Consider the following 18,738-nt stretch of genomic DNA (forward strand, 5'->3'; position numbering starts at 1 on the left):
ACCAACAAACAGCTACTCGCGATTAACGGAGTAGCTGTTTGTTCGTTTTTTCCGTTATTGAGGAAGGCCCTCCATCATCAGCGATGATTTTGGCCGGCCCTCCTCTTCCATCCATTAGCTAATCGGCGGAATCGGTTCCTTCTTCTTGAAGACCTTAATGATTTCGACGATGACAACCATGAGCAGCGAGCCTCCAATGATGAGGCTCCATTGCTCCCCACTCAGCGTGGTCAAGCTGAACACGTTCTGCAGGAACGGAACGAGCATGACCGCAAGCAGCAGCAGCGTGGAAGCAGCCGTGGCCAGCAGCATGTACCGGTTGCTGAAAAGGCCGATCTTGAAAATGGATTCCCGCTGCGAGCGGACGTTGAAGGCGTGTGTCACCTGGATGAAGCCAAGCGTTCCGAACGCCATGGTGATGGCTTCCGGCGAGGTGTAGCGATCCAGTGCGTAGAAGAACACGCCGAGCACGATGGCCGCTTCCAGGACCCCTTGATAGAGGATGGTCCATCCCGCTCCTTCGGAAAAGACGCTCGCCTTCGCCGGACGAGGCGGCCTCTTCATGACCCCCTTCTCGGTTTTCTCAACGCCCAGCGCCAATGCCGGGAACGTATCGGTGACGAGGTTGATCCACAGGATATGAATCGGGAAGAGGATCACAGCGCCGAACATGGTGGCGACGAACAAGGTAAGCACCTCACCGATGTTAGCCGACAGCAGGTATTGGATCGCCTTCTTGATGTTGCTGTAGACTTTGCGGCCTTCCTCCACCGCAACCACGATCGTGGAAAAATTGTCGTCGGACAGCACCATGTCGGAGACGCCCTTTGAAACATCTGTCCCGGTGATGCCCATCCCGACGCCAATGTCGGCTGTTTTCAGAGCGGGAGCATCGTTGACCCCGTCCCCGGTCATGGCCACAACCTTGCCTCGATCCTTCCAGGCCTGGACGATGCGAACTTTATGCTCGGGCGAAACGCGGGCGTAGACGGAGTAATGGTCCACCTTCTCCTTGAATTCCTCCGGCGGGATTTGGTCGAGTTCCCGGCCTGTGATCGCTTCGTCTCCGGGTGCCAGGATTCCCAGCTCGCGGGCGATGGCCGAAGCCGTGTCCTTGTGGTCGCCGGTGATCATGACCGGGCGAATGCCCGCTGTTCGGCACACTTCCACCGCGGCCTTCACTTCCTCGCGAGGCGGGTCGATCATGCCCGCCAAGCCGACCAGAACCAGATCGCGTTCCCATTCCTCCGGTTTCGGGTCTTGGGGAACGGCGTCCGTCTCCTTGTAGGCGAGTGCAAGCACGCGCAGAGCCGCATGCCCCATCTCGGCATTCGCCTCCTGAACCTGCTTCCGCCTCTCCCCATCGAAGGCTTCTTCACGGCCGTTCAAGGAGATGTGGCTGCATCTCTCGGCCAATACATCCGGGGCTCCTTTGACAAAGACGAGAACCTTGCCCGACTTCGTCTTGTGGAAGGTCGTCATGAGCTTCCGGTCACTGTCAAAGGGAATTTCCGCTACCCGGGGCAGCTCTTCCTCCTCGGCTTTCTTGCGAACCCCATGGGTTTCTGCATAAGCCACCAAAGCGGTTTCGGTCGGGTCGCCGATCAGCTTAGGCTCGCCTCGCTCCGTAGAGCCTTGGGTTTCATCCACTTTGACATCGTTACACAGACTCATGATTTGCAGGAGGCGTTCGCGTTCCGAAGCGTCTCCTTCCGTTTTGCCTTCCTCCAGCCAACCGGAGGGGGTATACAAACGCTTGATGGTCATTTTGTTCTGGGTGAGTGTTCCCGTCTTGTCGGAGCAGATGATCTCCGTGCTGCCGAGTGTCTCCACGGCAGGAAGCTTGCGGATGATGGCGTTCTGCTTCGCCATCTTCTGAACGCCCATAGCGAGGACGATCGTCACGATGGCGGGAAGCCCTTCTGGTATAGCGGCGACGGCAAGGCTGACAGCCGTCAGGAACATGTCGAGGTAGCCGCGGCCTTGCAAAATCCCCGTGACGAAAATGATCGCCGCGATGATCAGAACCCCGATTGTGAGAACCTTGCCCAGCTCGGCGAGCTTTCGTTGAAGGGGCGTGGTCTCCGGCTCACCGCCGGTCAAGTAGCCGGCAATTTTACCGACCTCTGTGTCCATCCCGGTAGCGGTGACGATGCCGACTCCGCGACCGTACGTCACGCTGCTGCCCAGGTAAGCCATGTTCACCCGGTCCCCGATGACGACATCCTCCCGATCAAGCTTGGCGGTATTCTTCTCGGCTGGAACCGATTCACCGGTCAATGCCGCCTCTTCGATCTTGAGGCTAGCGGCTTCGATCAGCCGGAGGTCTGCCGGTATGTAGTCCCCCGCTTCCATCAGCACGACGTCTCCAGGCACCAGTTCATCCGCCCGGATGTCCTGGACGCGCCCCCCTCTTCGTACACGGGCGTGAGGGGACGACATTTGCTTCAGGGCATCGAGTGCCTTTTCGGCTTTGGCTTCCTGAAAGACCCCGAGGGCAGCATTGAGAATCACCACCATAAAGATGATGATGGCATCTGCCAGCTCACCCAATACGCCGGAAATAACCGCCGCCGCCAGCAAAACGATAACCATGAAATCCTTGAACTGCTCAAGGAATTTCTGCAGAAAGGTTTTCTTCTCTCCTTCCTTCAGCTCGTTTTTGCCGTAGCGGGTCAAGCGGGCGGCCGCTTCCGAGTCGGATAAGCCTTCCGGTTTCGTCTCCAGCGCGCGAAGCACTTCTTCTTCCTGTAGGACATGATAGCGATCTGATTTCAACGAAGTCCCTCCCTTGGTAAAGTCGAACTCCAATAATCCGTCTTTCTCCTTCTTACTTACCCCAAAAGTGAGGAATGCCTCAATGGGAACCTCTTGTCTGTAGGGTATCCCAACGGTAAGCTCCTAACCCTCCGAAGAGAGCTCCAGAGAAGGTGATTTCCTTGTCGCATCCTTATAGGCTATGCTACAATCGGGAGAATCATCTGAGGCGGGGGCATGGCACGTGAAGAAATCGTATGTGGCGGATGCTGTTTTATTAGGGGTGACCTTGGTCTGGGGCTTGATGTTCATTGTGGTCAAGGTTGCTCTCGATGTCATTCCGGCCGTTTCTTATTTGGCGGTGCGCTTCGGACTCGCTTCTCTCTTCCTGCTTGTTGTGTGGAGGTTACTCCCAGCCCGACAGAGGGGCCGCTTAACGGGACAAACGGCGCTCTCCGGCGCAGTGCTCGGCTTTTTTGTTTACGGAGGCTTTACCGGCCAAACCATCGGCTTGCTGTACACCACCGCTTCGCGGGCTGGCTTTTTGACCGGCTTTCTCGTGATCCTGGTTCCGCTTCTTTCCAGGCTTCTGTTCCAAACCCGCATCTCAAAGCTCATGATGCTGGGCATCACGATTGCCTTCATCGGGCTGGGTATGCTCTCCATCGATAAAGCAGAACCTTTTCAATGGGGAGACGCCGTCATTTTGGCCGGTGCGCTCGCTTTTGCCATACATATTGTGCTTACGGATCGATTAACGGCAAAGCATGACACGTATCCGCTCGTTCTCATGCAGCTTGCGACGGTTTCGATCCTGTGTTTCTTCACCTCCTTATTTAACGACGATTGGCGGAGCGCTTATCGATGGGAAGTTCTCTTCGAGCCCAAGGTCCTGCTCGCCCTCGTCATCGGATCGCTCGTCGCCACAACCTTTGCCTACTGGGCGCAGACCCACTTCCAGCGGTATACATCGCCGAGCCATACCGCCCTCATCTTCGCCACCGAGCCGATCTTTGCCGCATGGGGCGGCTATTGGGTCGCAGGCGAACGAATGACAACCCAAGCCGTGATCGGCGCCTGCCTCATTCTGGTGGGAATCCTGATCACAGAGATCAAGCGCCCCGAGGAGACAGTTTCGGAGACCACTCTCGTGATAAAACCAGACATGGACGGTTATGCGCCCCTCTCTCCTCCTCCTACGCAGCAAACCGAGGCGGGTTCCGCTTCGTAAAAACAAGCAAGGGCAAACAATAACGAAAACCGCCCCTCCTCGTAAAGTGGAGTAGGCGGTTTTTAGTCATCATCATCGAAACCGAATGCTGGACACACTGCTGATGAGGAGCCCTTCCTCCCCACCTCGACCAATAGAAGAGATGCGAAACTCAACAACAGCAAGAACAGAAGGACCATGGATGGTAACATCGACCGTTCGCAGGACAGCATCCTTGGTTCCAACATAGTGGGGAACCTGGCGATGGAGGGTTGACGGGTAAGCCGGCGCTGATACAAATTCCAAGGCAAGAACGTTAGGCTTTGCTGAGAGGAAGCTCCCTGGAAGAGGATCGCCTTCCCCGTCCAAGTACAGGTTGCGATGCAAATATTCATAAAAGGTCGCACGACCTGCCGCCTCGTTCCACAGAAGCTTTCCTTCGGCAAGTTGTTCCTCGTCAATATCAAGCGAAGCCGCGCGGGTAGCGAGATCGAGAATCGGCTTTGCTTTGTCCACCGCAAGCGTCTGCTTGCTCCAGTTAACGCTAGCCAACCAGAGGAGGGTCAGACTCACGACCGCCAAAAGCGCCAGAAGCAGCAGAGCAACCCCGCCCTTTTCATTCCTTAGCCGAGAACCAGCCGATCTTCTCCCCTCCCGCGCTTGTTTCATTCGTAAGCCTCGCTTCGCCCTTGCAGGACAACCCGAAATTTTCCCGACTTGCGGTCGGCGGACCCTCCCCCGATCGCGCTGAGCAGCGTAGCAAGGCGCGGTGCCGGGTACCGGATGGTTACCGTGATCACCGGATCGGGATCATCCCGCAGCACCTTATCCACGGTACTGCCGGTGAAATCCGGATAGTCAATGCCGCCTTCCGTCACTTCGCCCATTCCGAGCTTGGTGAGCCGTTCCCGTGTGGACTGGGCGATAGCCGGGGTGAACGAGCCGACGGCTTCTGCTTCCTTCATGGCGTGGTTTGCAATGGCATTCAAATGATCCAGCTTCATCGTATACACGAAGAAAGGAACAATGAGCAAGCTTAGGAACAGCAGAAGGGGCATGATCAGGAGCATGACCAACAGGTTGGACATACCTTTCTCGTTCGATAAACGCCGGTTCCCATGCTTCCACAATACAGTCTTGCAACGGCTCATTCTTCTCCCTCTCCCTAATCCGTTACATAATCAAAGCTCCTCAGCGTATGACTGACCTTATCATGACCGGTTCGAATCGTCTCCGGCAGATCCCTTCCGTTTCCGAACAGGGCAAGGGCCAATCCAAACACCAAAATCGTTAAGAGAAGAGCCGTTATCAGCTTGCTCATTTATGGAGCCGGCATGGTAACGGCACCCGTGCTCGTATTCACGGACGTCGTGGTCAGCGTCGTATTGATGCTGCCTCCCTTGCTCACAACCCCCGGAGCCACTTGCTTTCCACCGACGTAGAGGGCGGCGCCCGTAAGCAAAACGGTGAGGCAGATGGTTACGATCAACTTTGCCATATCATCATTCCTTCTTTCATGAAAGGATTGTTCAGGTTCAAGGAAATGCATCTTGAATCTGTTGATTCGTGCGAGTCCCCGCCGTCTGGGCGCCTGGGATCAGCTGGCCGCCGAATACAGCGAGCACCGCGCCCGCCATCAGGACGGTGAGAAGAATAGTCACAACCAGCTTACTCATGATCTCCCCCTCTTCTTCTGCTATCTTTCCTTTACGATAAGCTGTAGGTGCTCCACAATTGAGTCTGTACGGTAACCACCCACGGATAGAGAAACAATAGAACCACACAACTGAAGGGAACCATGATGCAAAAGCTGATCCAGATCGGCGCATTCTCCAGCCTGCGGGCTATATCGGACTCGAGCGTGGCCTCTATGCTTTTGGTCTGCTCCTGCAAAACCTTAACCACATCCTCTGCTTCCGCACGGCTTAGAGCATGCAGCGCATTCACAAGGGGAAAAACCTCGGTGATTCCCACCGCTTCTTGAAATCGCTCGATGGCCTGCTGCTGGTTTTTCCCCCACATGGTGGCCAGCTCCAGGATAGGAGGCTTTAGCAACACCAGCGGTCGTGCGGCTCGCAGCAGAACGTCTCGAATGTCTGCATTCTCGGTCACGCACAAGGCGAGCCGCTCCGCAAGCTTTGCGATCTCCAGCAGATATCGGCTTTTGGATCGGCTGGCGAGAAAATAGAGACATAGCTCTGGAAGCCACCAACCCATGAAGCTGAATCCGACTCCTCCCAACAGTGTACGGCTTGTCCCAAGCGAACTTGTCAGCGCAAAGCCCTCGCGAGCTTCTCTCAGCACGAGCAGAAGGAGTCCCATCATGACAGCGACCGCCAGCTTGAGAAGTTGAAACCGTTGAAGCGTCCACCCGGGATCAAGGCCCGCCAAACGAGCTCGATCACGATACGCTCTGGCGCGCGGGGATGCCTCGGTCTCGGGGCCTGCCGCTTTAGCAGAAGGCGACTCACGCGCATTCCACAGCTTTCCCTTCAACATGCCGAGCCGGCTCATCCGATTTATTCGAAATCGGCTCACAAGAGGCAGCCACAGCAGAGCGGCTCCCGCGATGAAGAGTATGAGCAACGCAGCAGGCAAGGAGCTTTGGGTCCAGGCTGCTAACCGATCCATTGATCTTCCTCCTTTCCCTCACCATTTGCTGCTAGAACGGCTTGCGACCGGATCGAACAACCATGAGCAGGGACAAAAACAGAATAACAACCGCGCTGCTCATCAACCGTTTGCCGCCGGGCTCCAGAAAATAATGGCGAAAATTCGCAGCATCCGCATAGATGTTAAACAGGACAACGAATGCAGCAAATCCCACCATGAGCGTGGTCCCGATGCGGTAAGCCGTGATCATGGCCATTCGCTTCTCTTCATTGCTTTTGGCGGTTTGCATTCGAGAGACCAGCTTATGCAAAGCCTCTGTCACATCCGTCCCGTAGTGAGCACCCATTAAGAGAAGATCCGCGAGGTCGTCTGCCCAATGGTTGTCGATGCGTGCTGCAAAATCATGGAGCGCTTCTTGAGGGGATTGCATATGGAGCTTGAGAACGAGCCGACTCCACTCCTTCTTGACGTCCACCGGCATCGTTCCGGACGACTTGACCAGCACCTCGGTCAAGGTCAAGGATGGTCGGTAATTGCCGATGATGTTTTGCACCAGCATAATCATCCGCAGGGCAATGCGATGCCTCTTCTTCTGAACCCGAAATTTCAAGAAGAAATAGGGCAGCGAGGCCAACAGGCAGCCGAGAAAGCCGTTAAGCACCCAAGGCGCTGCGCGGATGAACCGATCCGCACCAGATGAAAACCGTTCCTGTAAGAGATGAATCCCGGCTTGGGAGCCGAAAATGCCGATCAGGAAGAGCGCGATCATGCTGCCAAGCAGCCATTCAGGCGAAGCTTTCCACTCAGCAAACTCCATCTCGTCCGCCAGTTGGCGCACCATTCGAAATCGATATAGGAGATTTGGAGTATCCTCCTCCATCGTTTCTTGGAAGCGGCGAATCCGTCTTCGCCTGGCCATGCCGCGGGAGAGAAGGGGGACCGCCGCAAGAAGCAGCATGGCAAATCCGATGATCCACATGCTGAGAAAAAGACCCTTTGCCGCTCCGTGAAAAAGCGAGGTTGTCGAAACATCAAGCCTCATCGCCCGCCACCCCCAATTCCTTGAGCAGCACAGAAGGAGCGCCATTCGCAATGAGATGGTTAATGAGAGGTTTACTGAGTTTCCGCCCCGTCTCCCGCCATCCTTCCTCCGCATAGGACCATTCCACAAGCGGGCTGGCCTTGGCCTCTCCGTGTTCATCCACGTAAAGCTCCGTGATCTCCGTAACCACCCTTTTGTTAACTCCATTAATCTTTAATAACCTTAAAAAGATAACCAGATTGAATGCCCGAGCGATACGGCTTTGCGTGTCGCGATGCTCATGGTCCCGACCATCCTGACGGATCATGTCCTCTACATCCGAGAGGAACGACTCTCGGTATTTGGTATGCATCGTCGCCATGACGTCATGGCCGCGCAAGGCTCCTTGGACCGCTTGCGCCACCTCGGCTCCTTTTGCTTCCCCGAGGATGACCCAATGAGGGGACATGACCAGGAGGGGCTTGTACGCTTCTTCCATCGTCAGCCTCAGCTCTTCGGCTTCCCGAGCGGCCAATATGTTGCGTTTGCCTCGCAACCGTTCGCGCAATGAAATTTCGAAGTCCTTTTCCAAGGTGCGAATGCGTTCGTGTTCTCCTGTCTCCTGTGCTAACGCAAACAGAAAGGTGGTCTTTCCGGTATTGGTGGAACCTCCGATGAGGAAGCTGGCATGATAGCGTACGAATACCTTCAAGAGTTCCGCCATCCGTGCATTGAGAGTGCCCAGCTCCACCAGCTTATCCAGCGTGACATCCTTTACGATGAAATTGCGGATGTGAATGCTGGGGACATCCGTGTAGGGCTCCCGCGTCATGACCAGACGAGATCGGTTCCACAGATAAGTTTGCAAAACGGGCTGCCGCTCATGGATCGGTTTCTTACCGCACAAAGCCAAGCGATCCTGGAGGATGCGAACCTCTTCCAACGATGCGAAGGAGCGATGATGCCGGGTCTGCTCCCCGTTTCTTATCAGGTAGATGTCTTGGCCGATCACCTGGACCTCTTCTACGTCGGGGAGTTGAATCAGGTCCTCGATCAGGCTTGCTCCGCACGTTTCGGCATAAATGCTTTCTGTGAGGGAACAGCCATCAATGAAGCCGGAAGGGTCCACCAGAATCCGGTATTCCATGATCAAGGTGTCGATCAGCGCCTTCATGCTTTCTCGCGCATGAGGATCGCCAAGTCCGGCTTGGAGAATGTCGCGATGCAGGGTGGGGTCCTTGGAGGCACGCGCGGTCAGATGCTCATGGATCAGGGCAGCCGCCTGCTGCAAGCTCAAACGATTGCCCGCAGTTGGTCGGACCAGCCGCACTCCGCTGGAGCGGCTCCATTCCTTTTGCTTCACTTCCTCCAGGTATTGACTGGCGCGAAACACACGCCTGGGCTTCATCCGCTCCAACCTTGTCCGCTGCTGCACGGCTTCTGTCCTCCTCTCCCCCATTATCGCCACGCCAAACGCCTTTCGAAGCCGCGCCAGAATGACTTGCGGCGGACCGACTTCTCCTTCCATTCAACTCCAACCAGCGAAGCAGCCCGGCTTGCCAATTCATCCGCGGAAAGGCGGAAAGGCTCTGCTCCCGGCAGCTCCCAGAATGGGATGCCTTCATTGACCGCCTTTACACCAAGCTCGGTAGGGAGCAACGGAAATTCCCCGACCCCTTCCATTCCAAGAAAGCGAGCCGCAGCGGATGAGTCATCCCGACTGCCCGCCTGGTTCATCACAAAATGAATATCCGAGGGAGCGAGACCGCAATACTTCCAATAGCAGCTATACCACTCCCTCCAACTGCTCTGATAGGAGTCAAAGCGAGGGCGCACAACCAGCCATCGTTCATCCGCACCGCGCACCCCGCAGATGGTTGCCGCATTGTCGGGATAACTGTCCAAGTCGACAAGAGTGAGGTCGAAGGTGCTCCTCGCCACCTGCAGGAGACAATCGATCATCTCGGGAGTGAAATCACCTGCAGAATCCCTTCTTGGCGAGCCCGGCAAGACATGGAGTCGATGGTGGACAACACAGGAAGAAAGCAGTTCGTCTGGGGTGAGCGAGTGGGTGTGCAAGCGAGGCCGAAGCTTGACGTTCGACAGTCCACCTGTACTCAGATTTAAATTGACGCCCAAAGCCGGATTCTTCAGATTGAGATCGAGCAGACCGACGGACAGCTCGCTGTGAGCCGCAAGGGCAAGGGCTGTATTGACTGCTACCGTAGAAGCTCCATCTCCATGATGGGCCGACCAGATCGCAACAATCTTCCCTTCCTCCTCAACCTTTTTCTCGGATGCTTTCCCGGACTGCTTGGAGAGCCTCCCGAGCAAGGCGGCCGCTCCTTCATCTGGTGTAACACTGTGCGGCAGCAAGGCCATTCCCGTCTCATCCGTCAGACGAGTTAGCACTTCAAGGTAAAGAGAGTCATAGACCGATTCCTGCAAAATCAAGCTAATGTCCGCCGTTCCCCTCCGCTTCTCCAACTCGCGAACAACATCCCATGGATAGACATCTTCAAACAGCGAAAGATCCACAGCGATGTGGTCAAATGCCTCCTCCATCCGAAAAAGCAGCTGTTCGCGAGATCCGACGCACTGAAGAGTCAGCCCACCGGGTACTGCCGCGGCTAGACGGGAATACGTCTCTGGGTAAGGAGTTCCAATTAACAGCCTCATGGCTTGCCTCCATTCATTATGGGGTCAGAATGCCCCCATGTATGGGCCATCTCATTCAACCAAGCTTGGAATTGATCGGTGACGCGAGCCGGCTCCTGCTCATTCACCGTCAAGTTCGGCAAGGCAAGCCGAAGGGTTCCATGAGCAGCCGCAGCGGCGTAGGCTTCGTATACTTCGTCACTCATGATGAACGTATTGAGCTCGGGCTTAACGGGTGCTCGACCACGCGATGCGGCAAGTTGCGCGGCGTTGTCGGTCAATAGAACATCAAGCCCTTGCTTATCCCCCACTTCTACACCTTCTGCACTCTTGACTCCTGCTACTGGAAGGGCTTCGATCACCTTTAAGGCCAGCACCTGCTCTTCATTCCCATCGGCAGCGGGTCTCTTCCATTCCAGCCATACGTCAACACGATCGCCTCGGCGAACCATGTTATTCACGTTGGTTACCGCATCGGTCTTGAAGCTGTAATACCTCTCGCCAACATCGGGTGCCAGTTTCACGTTGGCCAGCTTCCAGGCAGCAAGCTCTTCCTCGCGTCCGATCGGCACGAGAACCTGCTTGCCCTCCAGCTGGGAGAGGTCCGTCAGCGCATCTTGGCGATGAGCCTCAACCGGTATGGATACACGGCGCAGCAGAGCAGCGTGAACCACCTCTCCGCTCGTCAACGTACGGATTGGCATCCAGGTTTCAACCGTACTCCGGCTGCGATCCAGCTGCACCATAAAGAGCAAATAGCCGATTACCGAAGCCGCCATCAAGAAGAACCCGACTCCCGCCCGGATCCACTTGCCCATGGATCATTCCCCCTTCCTGCCGACACATGCATATGCAAAAAAGCACCTGAATCGCCCGTAGGCAGATTCAGGTGCTTCCTGATCGCAGTGTAGATTATCTGTGACCGATTATAGCGGAATCCTCCGTCTCTGTAAATACCTTCCTGTCAAGAATCGACACACTAGACCGATTGGAGCTGCTCCTGGCCCAATTTGGAGGTAATGACGGCGAAGGCTTCCCGCCCATAGGAAGAGCTTTCTCCAAGCTGCGAGAGATGCTCGAACTCCTCGCTCGTAATTTCCAGGCAAGCCGCCTTGGAAACCAAAACAATCGAGCCGGTTTCGTGACGGACCAGTTCAAAGGCGGTTTCCGTGACGACGGCGTTCTCTTCCCGAATGTAAAGTTGTTGATATTCTTCGTCGAACATATCGGCGTGAATGAAATACTGTTTCATATTTGATCGCCTCCTGTTTCTTATTGTAAAGCAAAAAGAAAGCGCTTCGAAATGAGAAGGATCACGCCGAAAAAGAAAACGTTATCAAACGAAAAATCGCAAAAATGCGCATTTCCATTGAATTTCCAGAAACGCGCATTCTCCTTGGTGGAGCAATGAGAAAAAAGACTCCAAAATCTTGTGAAAACCATCACAACACAGGGACAAATCGCGTCCCGGCGGGACGAAAGAAGCACATTTTCCCAACCATCTGTACCAGCAGTTTCACCCTGCTGTTCTACTCATGACCAGGGCATTTTTCCCCAAACATGCGATCCATCAGGGACATCCGGCGATAGCGACGCTTCTCCTCCGGTGCCTTCTCCTCCAGGAGAGTGAAGCAGGCGGAGCAGATCTTTTGGCCGACGGCGTCGATCAGCTGCTTGGGCAGCCCTTTGTCGGTCAATTTCTCCTCCCGAGTCTTCACCCCGATGGCTTCGTCAGGCAGGTCTACCGCCCGGTCACTGACGACAACCAGACCGATGTCGCCTACAAAATCCGGTTCGCGCCTGCGCGTGCTTTGCTTGCCAAGCTCGGCTGCCAGATGTTCGTATTTGAGATTGAATCGGTCAGGACTAGTGGCGTCCACGATGAGCTTGTCAGCGCGGGGATCGGACAGTGCGGAGCGAATCTCGTCGTAGACCTCCGGCTCCGCCACTTGCTTGCGCGTAAGCACCTTCAGCACCCGCTCGCGAAATTCGCCCAAGTAGCGCATCTTCTCCTCATGACCGAGCTCCGGAGCACCGTGAATCCCGGCCATAAGCGTCCGTTCCACGGCGCTCTGCCCCGCCGCCCAAGCTCCGGTTTCCAGTGCGGAATCGGCAAGCGATCTTCCAGACCCTTTCCTTTCGTCGTTCTCGTTGGACAACCCAAACACCTTCCTTCTATCGGTTTTTCTTTCTTCTCTACCCGTTCCATTTGCGAAATAAATCCGGCGTCGTCCCTTCCGAGCGCTTAAACAGCAAGCTGAAGTACCCGGGAGTCTCAAAGCCGACGCGTCGAGAAACTTCCTTCACGGTGACGGTCCGCTCCTGGAGCATGATCTCCTTGCTTTTGCGGATGCGCAGCAAATTCAAATACTCCATCGGCCGCAGCTTGATCGACCGCCGAAAGAGGACGCACAGGTGCTTGGCTGACACGCCGATCACCTCTGCCAGCTCCTCCAGGGTGACCGTCTCGGCGTAATGCGTCTCCATATAATCGAATACAGGCTGCAAGCGATCGGAGCCGCTCTCCTGGATGGCCCCCGACCCCTGGCTCAAATAGCGGGTTAAGTCCAGCATCAGCGAGTAGGCCGCTTTGGAGCACTCCAGCCCAACCAGCGGGCGATTGGAGAGTGCGATCGCCTGCGCATGACGAAGGTGGGCGAGCAGCGGCTCCGGGTGAGGAACCTTGTAGACCCCGGATTCGGTGAGACCTGCCAGCAGGGCAAGCGGCTCTACCTGCGACCCATATAAGGTGATCCAGTCCAATTCCCACGGTTCCAGTCCCTCATATTCATGGGGCTCATGCGGATAGAGGAACATTCCGGTTCCCGGAGTGACGGGCAGTTCCTCCCCCCTAACCCGAAGGGTTCCAACCCCCGAGCTGCAATAAAGCCATTGAAAGGAGGGGTAGCCTTCCTTGCGCACCGTCTTCTCCTGATGATCCCAATGCCCGACACTGCGTGTATAGACCGGGAGCTGGGTTTCCTGCTCGGTCAAAATCAAAAAGGACATCCGGTCCATCGGACCCTCTCCCTTCTGCTGATAGCGGCAAGCTGATTCGGTCAGGAGGGTCTTGGGCGAACGCGATTCGTCGGCACTGCCTCCATCGGATCCTCCGGCCAGTAGTGCTTGGGGTACCGGCCCTTCAGGTCTTTCTTTACCTCAAAATAGCCGTTCGCCCAAAAGCTCGCCAGGTCGCGGGTGACCTGTACAGGGCGCTGAGCGGGGGATAAAAGATGCAGCACCACGGGGACGCGGCCGCCGCAAACGCGCGGGGTATCCGTCAACCCGAACAGCTCCTGCAGCCTCACGGCCAGCGCTGGCGCTTCGGGATTCGAATAGTCGACTGGAATCCAGGAACCGCTTGGGACACTCAGGTGCGTAGGGGCCAGCTCTTCCAAAGCGCGCCGCTTGTCCCAAGGGAGAAGCGATTCCAATGCGCTCTGCAGCGAGAGCCGGGACAAGTCGGTACGACTCTTCATCCCGTTCAGGTGCGGAGCGAGCCATTCCTCCAGCGTAGCGAGGAGTCCCTCCTCGGAGACATCGGGCCAGCTGGCATTGTGCCAGCGGACGAATTGGACGCGGGCCAGCCACTGGCGAGCCCCCTTCGTCCAGGGCAGGGCGGTGAGCCCCAGGCGGCGGATGCCCGCGAGAAGCGCGGCCGTCACCTGCTCGGGGTCCGGGTCCGCGAGCGGAGTCTCGCGCAGCACGAGCGCGCCGAGCAGGCGGCGCTTACGGGCGCGAACCGCCTCCGCGTCCGGGTCCCAATAGATCGCGGCTTCTTCGCGGATCAAATCCGCGGCATGCTCCGCGATCTCCGCCTCCGTCAGGGGAGCGGCCAGGCGGATGCGCCCATCGCTCCCCTGGCCGTCCAGGTCCGCCGCGACCAGGTAGCGCGCGGCGGAGAGCACCTGCGGACCGGCGAGAACGGCTCCGCGGCCGCCCGACAAACAGTAGCGGCCGCCTTCCTGCCGTTCGGCGATCCGGTCCGGGTACGCGAAGGCGAGCAAGAGCCCGCTCGCCTCTTCCGAGCCTGCCGGGGCGGCCGCCGACGCGCTCCCGGCGGGCAGGCCGAGCGCGCGGGCCAGCCGCTCCGCCTCGGCGGCGATCCGCCCGAGCGGGCCCTGCCCGCTCCGCGCGCGCAGCACGGCGGCGACGCGCGGGCGCAGGTCCGCCTCGGGCGAGCCGGCTTCCCGGCCGCCGCGGAACGGGTCGCGCTCGCCGAGGAGAGCCGCCAGCGCGCAGCCAACGCGGCCCAGGCCGAGCCGCTGCGCCGCCAGCAGCAGCCGCGCGAGGCGCGGGTGCAGGCCGAGCGCGGCCATGCGGCGCCCGTCCGGCGTGAGCGCGCCGCGGCTGTCAAGCGCGCCGAGCTGCTGCAGCAGCTCGCGGGCTTGCGCCAGGCCGGCCGCAGGCGGCACGTCCAGCCACGCGAGCTCCGCCGCGTCCTGGACGCCCCAAGCGGCCAGCTCCAGCGCCAGCGGCGCGAGGTCGGCCTCCAGCAGCTCGGGCGTGCTTCGCGAGGCGAGGCGGGCGTCCTCCTCGGCTGTCCACAGCCGGTAGCAGACGCCCTCCGCCACGCGGCCCGCGCGCCCGCGGCGCTGATCAGCCGCCGGCCGCGTCACCGCCACGGTGTCGAGGCGGGTCATGCCCGTGCGAGGGGAGAAGCGCGAAACGCGCATGAGCCCGCTGTCCACGACGATGCGAATGCCCTCCACCGTTAGGCTCGTCTCCGCAATCGAGGTCGCTAAGACGACCTTACGCAGCCCAGGCGGAGGCGGGGCGATGGCTTCGTCCTGCTCCTCCGCGCTCAAATCCCCATAAAGGGGGGCCAGCTGAATACCCGATCTTCGCCCGTCAGCGAGTGCCCCGCTTAGCCGCTCTCCGGTTCGGCGGATCTCGGCGACTCCGGGCAGGAAGGCGAGCACATCCCCGGAGTGGCGGTCAAGCGCCGAAAGGATGGTCCGGGTCATAGCACTTTCCAACGCGCCGAATTCATGGCCCGTCGAGCGATCGGCATACACCGTTTCAACGGGATAGGACCTCCCTTCGCTCACGAGCACGGGCGCGCCGCCCATAAGCTGAGCGACAGGCTCCGGCTCTAGCGTAGCAGACATCACCAGAAGCCGGAGGTCCTCCCGGAACAGTTCGCGGGTCTGCAAGCAGAGCGCCAGACCGAGGTCGGCCTGCAGGTGCCGCTCGTGAAATTCATCAAACAAGACCGCCCCGATGCCATCCAGGCTCGGGTCTTCCTGCAGCATGCGGGTGAGTACCCCTTCGGTCACCACCTCGATCCGAGTCTTCGGACCTGTACGGGTGTCATTACGTACGCGATAGCCGATGGTTTCTCCTACGGGTTCCTTCCTTTGTGCTGCCATATAGCGAGCTGCGCTTCTCGCAGCTAATCTTCTGGGCTCCAGCATGAGGAGCTTCTTGCCTGCTAGCCAAGGCTCCTGCAAGAGAGCCAAAGGCACGCAGGTGGTCTTCCCGGCTCCGGGAGGCGCCACCAGCACCCCCATTCCGTGCTCGCGGAGTATGCGGCGCACCTCCGGCAGCACCGGTTCAATCGGCATGGCCGACACGATCATCCCTCCACCCTAAAGCAACCGTTATAATGAAAGACGGTCGCCATCTTGTCTATCACTTTGATGGAATTTTACCAAAAACGCAACTTTTTCTTCCCGTATTCGTCTATCCAGTGTCGCTTCATTTCCTCAATCATCCATCTTAATTGACAAAAAGGAGAGTATGATGAACGTTACAGCCAGATTCCTCAAACGTGCCTTGCCTGCCCTCATGCTACTGTCCCTGCTGCTATCCAGCCTACCTGCCACTGCTGCGGGCATTGTACCCGAGTACATAATGACCCTCACGCTCAACCAGTCAAAAGTTACGGTGAATGGAACCACCTATTCGTCCGCTCTGCCGACTACCTTGCGTTCCGGAGTCACTTATGCCCCGTTGAAAACCCTTGCCGCCCGTTACGGATACACCGTAAGCTTCGACAGCACGACGAAGGAAGCCGTCGTACGGGGAGATGGCAAAGAGATTCGCTTCAAGTCCGGTACAGCAAGCTACAAGGTCGATGGCAAAGCTTCGACTTTTCTTGGGAAGGTTTATGAGAAGTCTGGAGTAACCATGATTCCCGTAAGGGCTTGGGCCAATGCTACCGGGTCTCAGCTCGCTGCTTCCGGCAAAACGATCACCCTCTCCTGGGGACAAAAGAAAGCGACTGCCGACTTCGTCGTGAACCCGAAGGTGATCTATGCGACCCAAACGGCGGTAAGCTATGACAGCAAGTCCATCAATCCGAGCCGCATCCTTGACGAGCGCTGGAGCGGCAATGAAACCGTCTTCCCAGAAGCCGGCATTTACACCGTCACTCGCGAGGTATACGACATGACGGGGGGCTGGAGCCAGCCTTACACCGTTACTTTCGAGGTAAGACCGCCAAACCAACCGCCGGTCGCTTACTTTGAAACCAACAAGACTACCTATCAGATCGGGGAGCCTGTCACCCTGACGGACATGTCCACCGATGATGAAGACGCCATTACGAAGACGGAGTGGACCAATAACAACCCGGCCTTCTTTGAGGAAGGCGAGCACCTCATTACGCTCCGTGTAACCGACAAGCACGGCTTGTCCTCGGATTACAGCCGGATTGTAACGGTTACCTCCGACGTTATGTACACGAAGGATGAGTTCAACCTCATGTTCACCCCCGTCGGCAAAAAGTTTGATATCGTCGGCAGCAGCGTGCTGAAGATGACCGACGTTCCTTACCAATACTCCGACACGGAACGGGTGCTCATGATTTCGGACAGCCCCGAGAAGATTATGGAGCCGGGGATTCTCTACAGCGATTCTCAGGAAGGCAACCTGAGCATGTTCATCTATCACGAAAGCGGAATTCAACAGCCGCTTCGCATTTTCCTCGCCGCTACCAATGAAGGCAAGACCACGGAGACCGTCACCCTGGGAGCAACGGGCAAAGCCGGCCCTAATCCGGTTGGAGCCTATACGGGGAAAGTGGCGGCAGCCCGCTACTTCGAGAACCGCCTGACGGGAACCGAGACGGAGACCGTCTTGAAGCCGGGAGAAACCAAGATCATCATGCCTTCGATCGGCTCTGTAGCCCTGAATTACAAGGATGTCCTTTCCATTCATGCGGACCTCCACACGACCTCGCCGGTGCGCCTCACGGCATTCGTGATCAAGGACGGCGATGATCCCCTCAAGACGCTTCCTACCCTGAAAGCTCTCCCGCGTGACGGTCACGTGCGCGGAACCTTTATGGGAGCAGACCGGACCTTCTACGTGAAACAGACCCTCGGGGAAGTAGCTGACCGCATCCTGTACGGTGACAACAAGCGTGACCCGTATATGTTTGGGGTTGACATGCTGACCGATCGCATCGAGAACAGCGGCGGCAATTACGGTATCCTGTACCGAGCCAAGCTTAAGGTCAAAGCCAACACCATGATCGCCATGAATGCCCGCGGCGGCCTGTTCGCCGGGGTAACGGAAGTGAACGGCAAAGTCGTCTCCGTCACCGACGAAAGCATGCTGACCAATCCGAACCAGGTCTGTGTCCTTTACCGGACGGGGAATCAGGATGAGGACGTGGAGATCACATTCATGACAGGGTTGGGGTCCAACCTTCCCGTGAACCTCCTGTTCCTGCCGCTGCCCAGCCGTGATGCGGCAAAGGTCTATCATCCCTAACTCATCTGAAGGTACGAAACCAAACGAATAAAAGCCACGCGAATCCTGCCCCGACCCGAGGTTCTTCCTTGATCGGGGCAGCTTTGTTTTCCCGCCCGATCTTGTTACGCCCAAGAAACTCAAAAGAGGTAAGTCCAGTGCTCTCTTCTCTCTAGCCTCATGCATAACAGACGGAAGAAATGCCCATACTACAGACACCGGTAAGAAAACGGGTCCGATTGTGCTCTTCGCATTTCCTGAGAATTCCTGTTTCGCATCGGATCGGTCCGGTTAATACTTACCATCACCAAGTAAGCTATACCAAAACAAAACGCAACACAGACAAAGGAGGAACCTACCATGGGATTTATTTGGTCGCTCATTATCGGCGGGATTATCGGATGGCTGGCAGGCCTCATCATGGGGCGTGACATTCCCGGCGGGATTATCGGCAACATCATCGCAGGCTTCATCGGAGCCTGGTTGGGAAGCCTCATTCTCGGCAACTTTGGCCCGAACATGGGTGGCTTCTACCTCGTCCCTGCACTGATCGGAGCTGTCGTGCTGGTGTTTATCGTCAGCCTGATTCTCCGCTCCATGGGACGAAATCGAGCGTAATCGCTCGAAGAAGAAGCAACCGGAGTGGATAGAACCGAGCGGGGTCCTGCCTGTCCTGCCGTCAGGCCTTTGACCAATCGGTAAAAAAGAGAAAAGCAAAAAGAAGGCTTCCGTCCTCACCACTGACGGAAGCCTTCTTTTGGGTTAAGCAGGTATGGGG

The 18,738-nt window shown here is 57.3% G+C and carries 18 protein-coding genes; 3 read left to right on the plus strand and 15 right to left on the minus strand.

Going from position 1 to position 18,738, the window contains the following annotated elements; translation table 11 throughout:
- Nucleotides 1-114 precede the first annotated feature (114 nt).
- Nucleotides 115-2,778, minus strand: coding sequence for a calcium-translocating P-type ATPase, SERCA-type (locus AAFN83_RS05985; protein WP_347767868.1), 2,664 nt, complete (start codon nucleotides 2,776-2,778; stop codon nucleotides 115-117).
- A 223-nt stretch (nucleotides 2,779-3,001) separates the two neighbouring features.
- Between AAFN83_RS05985 and AAFN83_RS05990 the strand changes: the two genes are divergently transcribed.
- Nucleotides 3,002-3,988, plus strand: coding sequence for a DMT family transporter (locus AAFN83_RS05990; protein WP_347767869.1), 987 nt, complete (start codon nucleotides 3,002-3,004; stop codon nucleotides 3,986-3,988).
- A gap of 72 nt (nucleotides 3,989-4,060) precedes the next feature.
- Here AAFN83_RS05990 and AAFN83_RS05995 read toward each other — a convergent pair whose 3' ends face one another.
- The 14 genes from AAFN83_RS05995 to hrpB form a co-directional block, all read right to left on the minus strand.
- Entirely contained in the window at nucleotides 4,061-4,636 is a 576-nt protein-coding gene (locus AAFN83_RS05995; RefSeq protein WP_347767870.1) for a hypothetical protein, read from the minus strand.
- Nucleotides 4,633-5,055, minus strand: a complete 423-nt coding sequence (locus tag AAFN83_RS06000) for a hypothetical protein (protein ID WP_347767871.1) — start codon at nucleotides 5,053-5,055, stop codon at nucleotides 4,633-4,635. Before AAFN83_RS06000 ends, AAFN83_RS05995 begins: the two co-directional genes overlap by 4 nt.
- Before the next feature lie 77 nt (nucleotides 5,056-5,132).
- On the minus strand, nucleotides 5,133-5,288 hold the full coding sequence (locus tag AAFN83_RS06005; RefSeq protein ID WP_347767872.1) for a hypothetical protein: 156 nt from the start codon (nucleotides 5,286-5,288) through the stop codon (nucleotides 5,133-5,135).
- A complete protein-coding gene (locus tag AAFN83_RS06010; protein ID WP_347767873.1) occupies nucleotides 5,289-5,465 on the minus strand; it encodes a hypothetical protein in 177 nt (58 codons plus the stop codon).
- Between the two features lie 37 nt (nucleotides 5,466-5,502).
- Complete coding sequence (locus tag AAFN83_RS06015; RefSeq protein WP_347767875.1) at nucleotides 5,503-5,643, minus strand: hypothetical protein; 141 nt, start codon at nucleotides 5,641-5,643, stop codon at nucleotides 5,503-5,505.
- Between the two features lie 31 nt (nucleotides 5,644-5,674).
- Nucleotides 5,675-6,598, minus strand: coding sequence for a hypothetical protein (locus tag AAFN83_RS06020; protein ID WP_347767877.1), 924 nt, complete (start codon nucleotides 6,596-6,598; stop codon nucleotides 5,675-5,677).
- 31 nt (nucleotides 6,599-6,629) lie between these two features.
- Nucleotides 6,630-7,622, minus strand: a complete 993-nt coding sequence (locus AAFN83_RS06025) for a type II secretion system F family protein (protein ID WP_347767878.1) — start codon at nucleotides 7,620-7,622, stop codon at nucleotides 6,630-6,632.
- Nucleotides 7,612-9,036, minus strand: coding sequence for an ATPase, T2SS/T4P/T4SS family (locus AAFN83_RS06030; RefSeq protein WP_347767879.1), 1,425 nt, complete (start codon nucleotides 9,034-9,036; stop codon nucleotides 7,612-7,614). The genes AAFN83_RS06025 and AAFN83_RS06030 overlap by 11 nt, the downstream gene beginning before the upstream one ends.
- A gap of 23 nt (nucleotides 9,037-9,059) precedes the next feature.
- Nucleotides 9,060-10,280 carry a CpaE/TadZ family protein gene (locus AAFN83_RS06035; protein WP_347767880.1) on the minus strand — a complete coding sequence of 407 codons (1,221 nt, stop codon included), beginning with the start codon at nucleotides 10,278-10,280 and terminating at the stop codon, nucleotides 9,060-9,062.
- Nucleotides 10,277-11,077 carry an RcpC/CpaB family pilus assembly protein gene (locus tag AAFN83_RS06040; protein ID WP_347767882.1) on the minus strand — a complete coding sequence of 267 codons (801 nt, stop codon included), beginning with the start codon at nucleotides 11,075-11,077 and terminating at the stop codon, nucleotides 10,277-10,279. Before AAFN83_RS06040 ends, AAFN83_RS06035 begins: the two co-directional genes overlap by 4 nt.
- Nucleotides 11,078-11,238: 161 nt before the next feature.
- Nucleotides 11,239-11,511, minus strand: coding sequence for a hypothetical protein (locus AAFN83_RS06045; protein WP_347767883.1), 273 nt, complete (start codon nucleotides 11,509-11,511; stop codon nucleotides 11,239-11,241).
- A gap of 277 nt (nucleotides 11,512-11,788) precedes the next feature.
- Nucleotides 11,789-12,418 carry a DUF1694 domain-containing protein gene (locus AAFN83_RS06050; protein ID WP_347767884.1) on the minus strand — a complete coding sequence of 210 codons (630 nt, stop codon included), beginning with the start codon at nucleotides 12,416-12,418 and terminating at the stop codon, nucleotides 11,789-11,791.
- Nucleotides 12,419-12,455: 37 nt separating this feature from the next.
- Complete coding sequence (locus AAFN83_RS06055) at nucleotides 12,456-13,277, minus strand: AraC family transcriptional regulator (RefSeq protein ID WP_347767886.1); 822 nt, start codon at nucleotides 13,275-13,277, stop codon at nucleotides 12,456-12,458.
- A 41-nt stretch (nucleotides 13,278-13,318) separates the two neighbouring features.
- Nucleotides 13,319-15,841 (minus strand): ATP-dependent helicase HrpB, encoded by a 2,523-nt coding sequence (gene hrpB, locus AAFN83_RS06060; RefSeq protein ID WP_347767887.1) that lies wholly within the window; start codon nucleotides 15,839-15,841, stop codon nucleotides 13,319-13,321.
- 163 nt (nucleotides 15,842-16,004) lie between these two features.
- Between hrpB and AAFN83_RS06065 the strand changes: the two genes are divergently transcribed.
- Nucleotides 16,005-17,981 carry a stalk domain-containing protein gene (locus AAFN83_RS06065; RefSeq protein ID WP_347767888.1) on the plus strand — a complete coding sequence of 659 codons (1,977 nt, stop codon included), beginning with the start codon at nucleotides 16,005-16,007 and terminating at the stop codon, nucleotides 17,979-17,981.
- Between the two features lie 339 nt (nucleotides 17,982-18,320).
- Complete coding sequence (locus AAFN83_RS06070) at nucleotides 18,321-18,578, plus strand: GlsB/YeaQ/YmgE family stress response membrane protein (protein ID WP_347767889.1); 258 nt, start codon at nucleotides 18,321-18,323, stop codon at nucleotides 18,576-18,578.
- The last annotated feature ends 160 nt before the right edge of the window (nucleotides 18,579-18,738 follow it).

It is taken from the genome of Gorillibacterium sp. CAU 1737, assembly GCF_039888655.1.
GTDB lineage: Bacteria > Bacillota > Bacilli > Paenibacillales > NBRC-103111 > Gorillibacterium.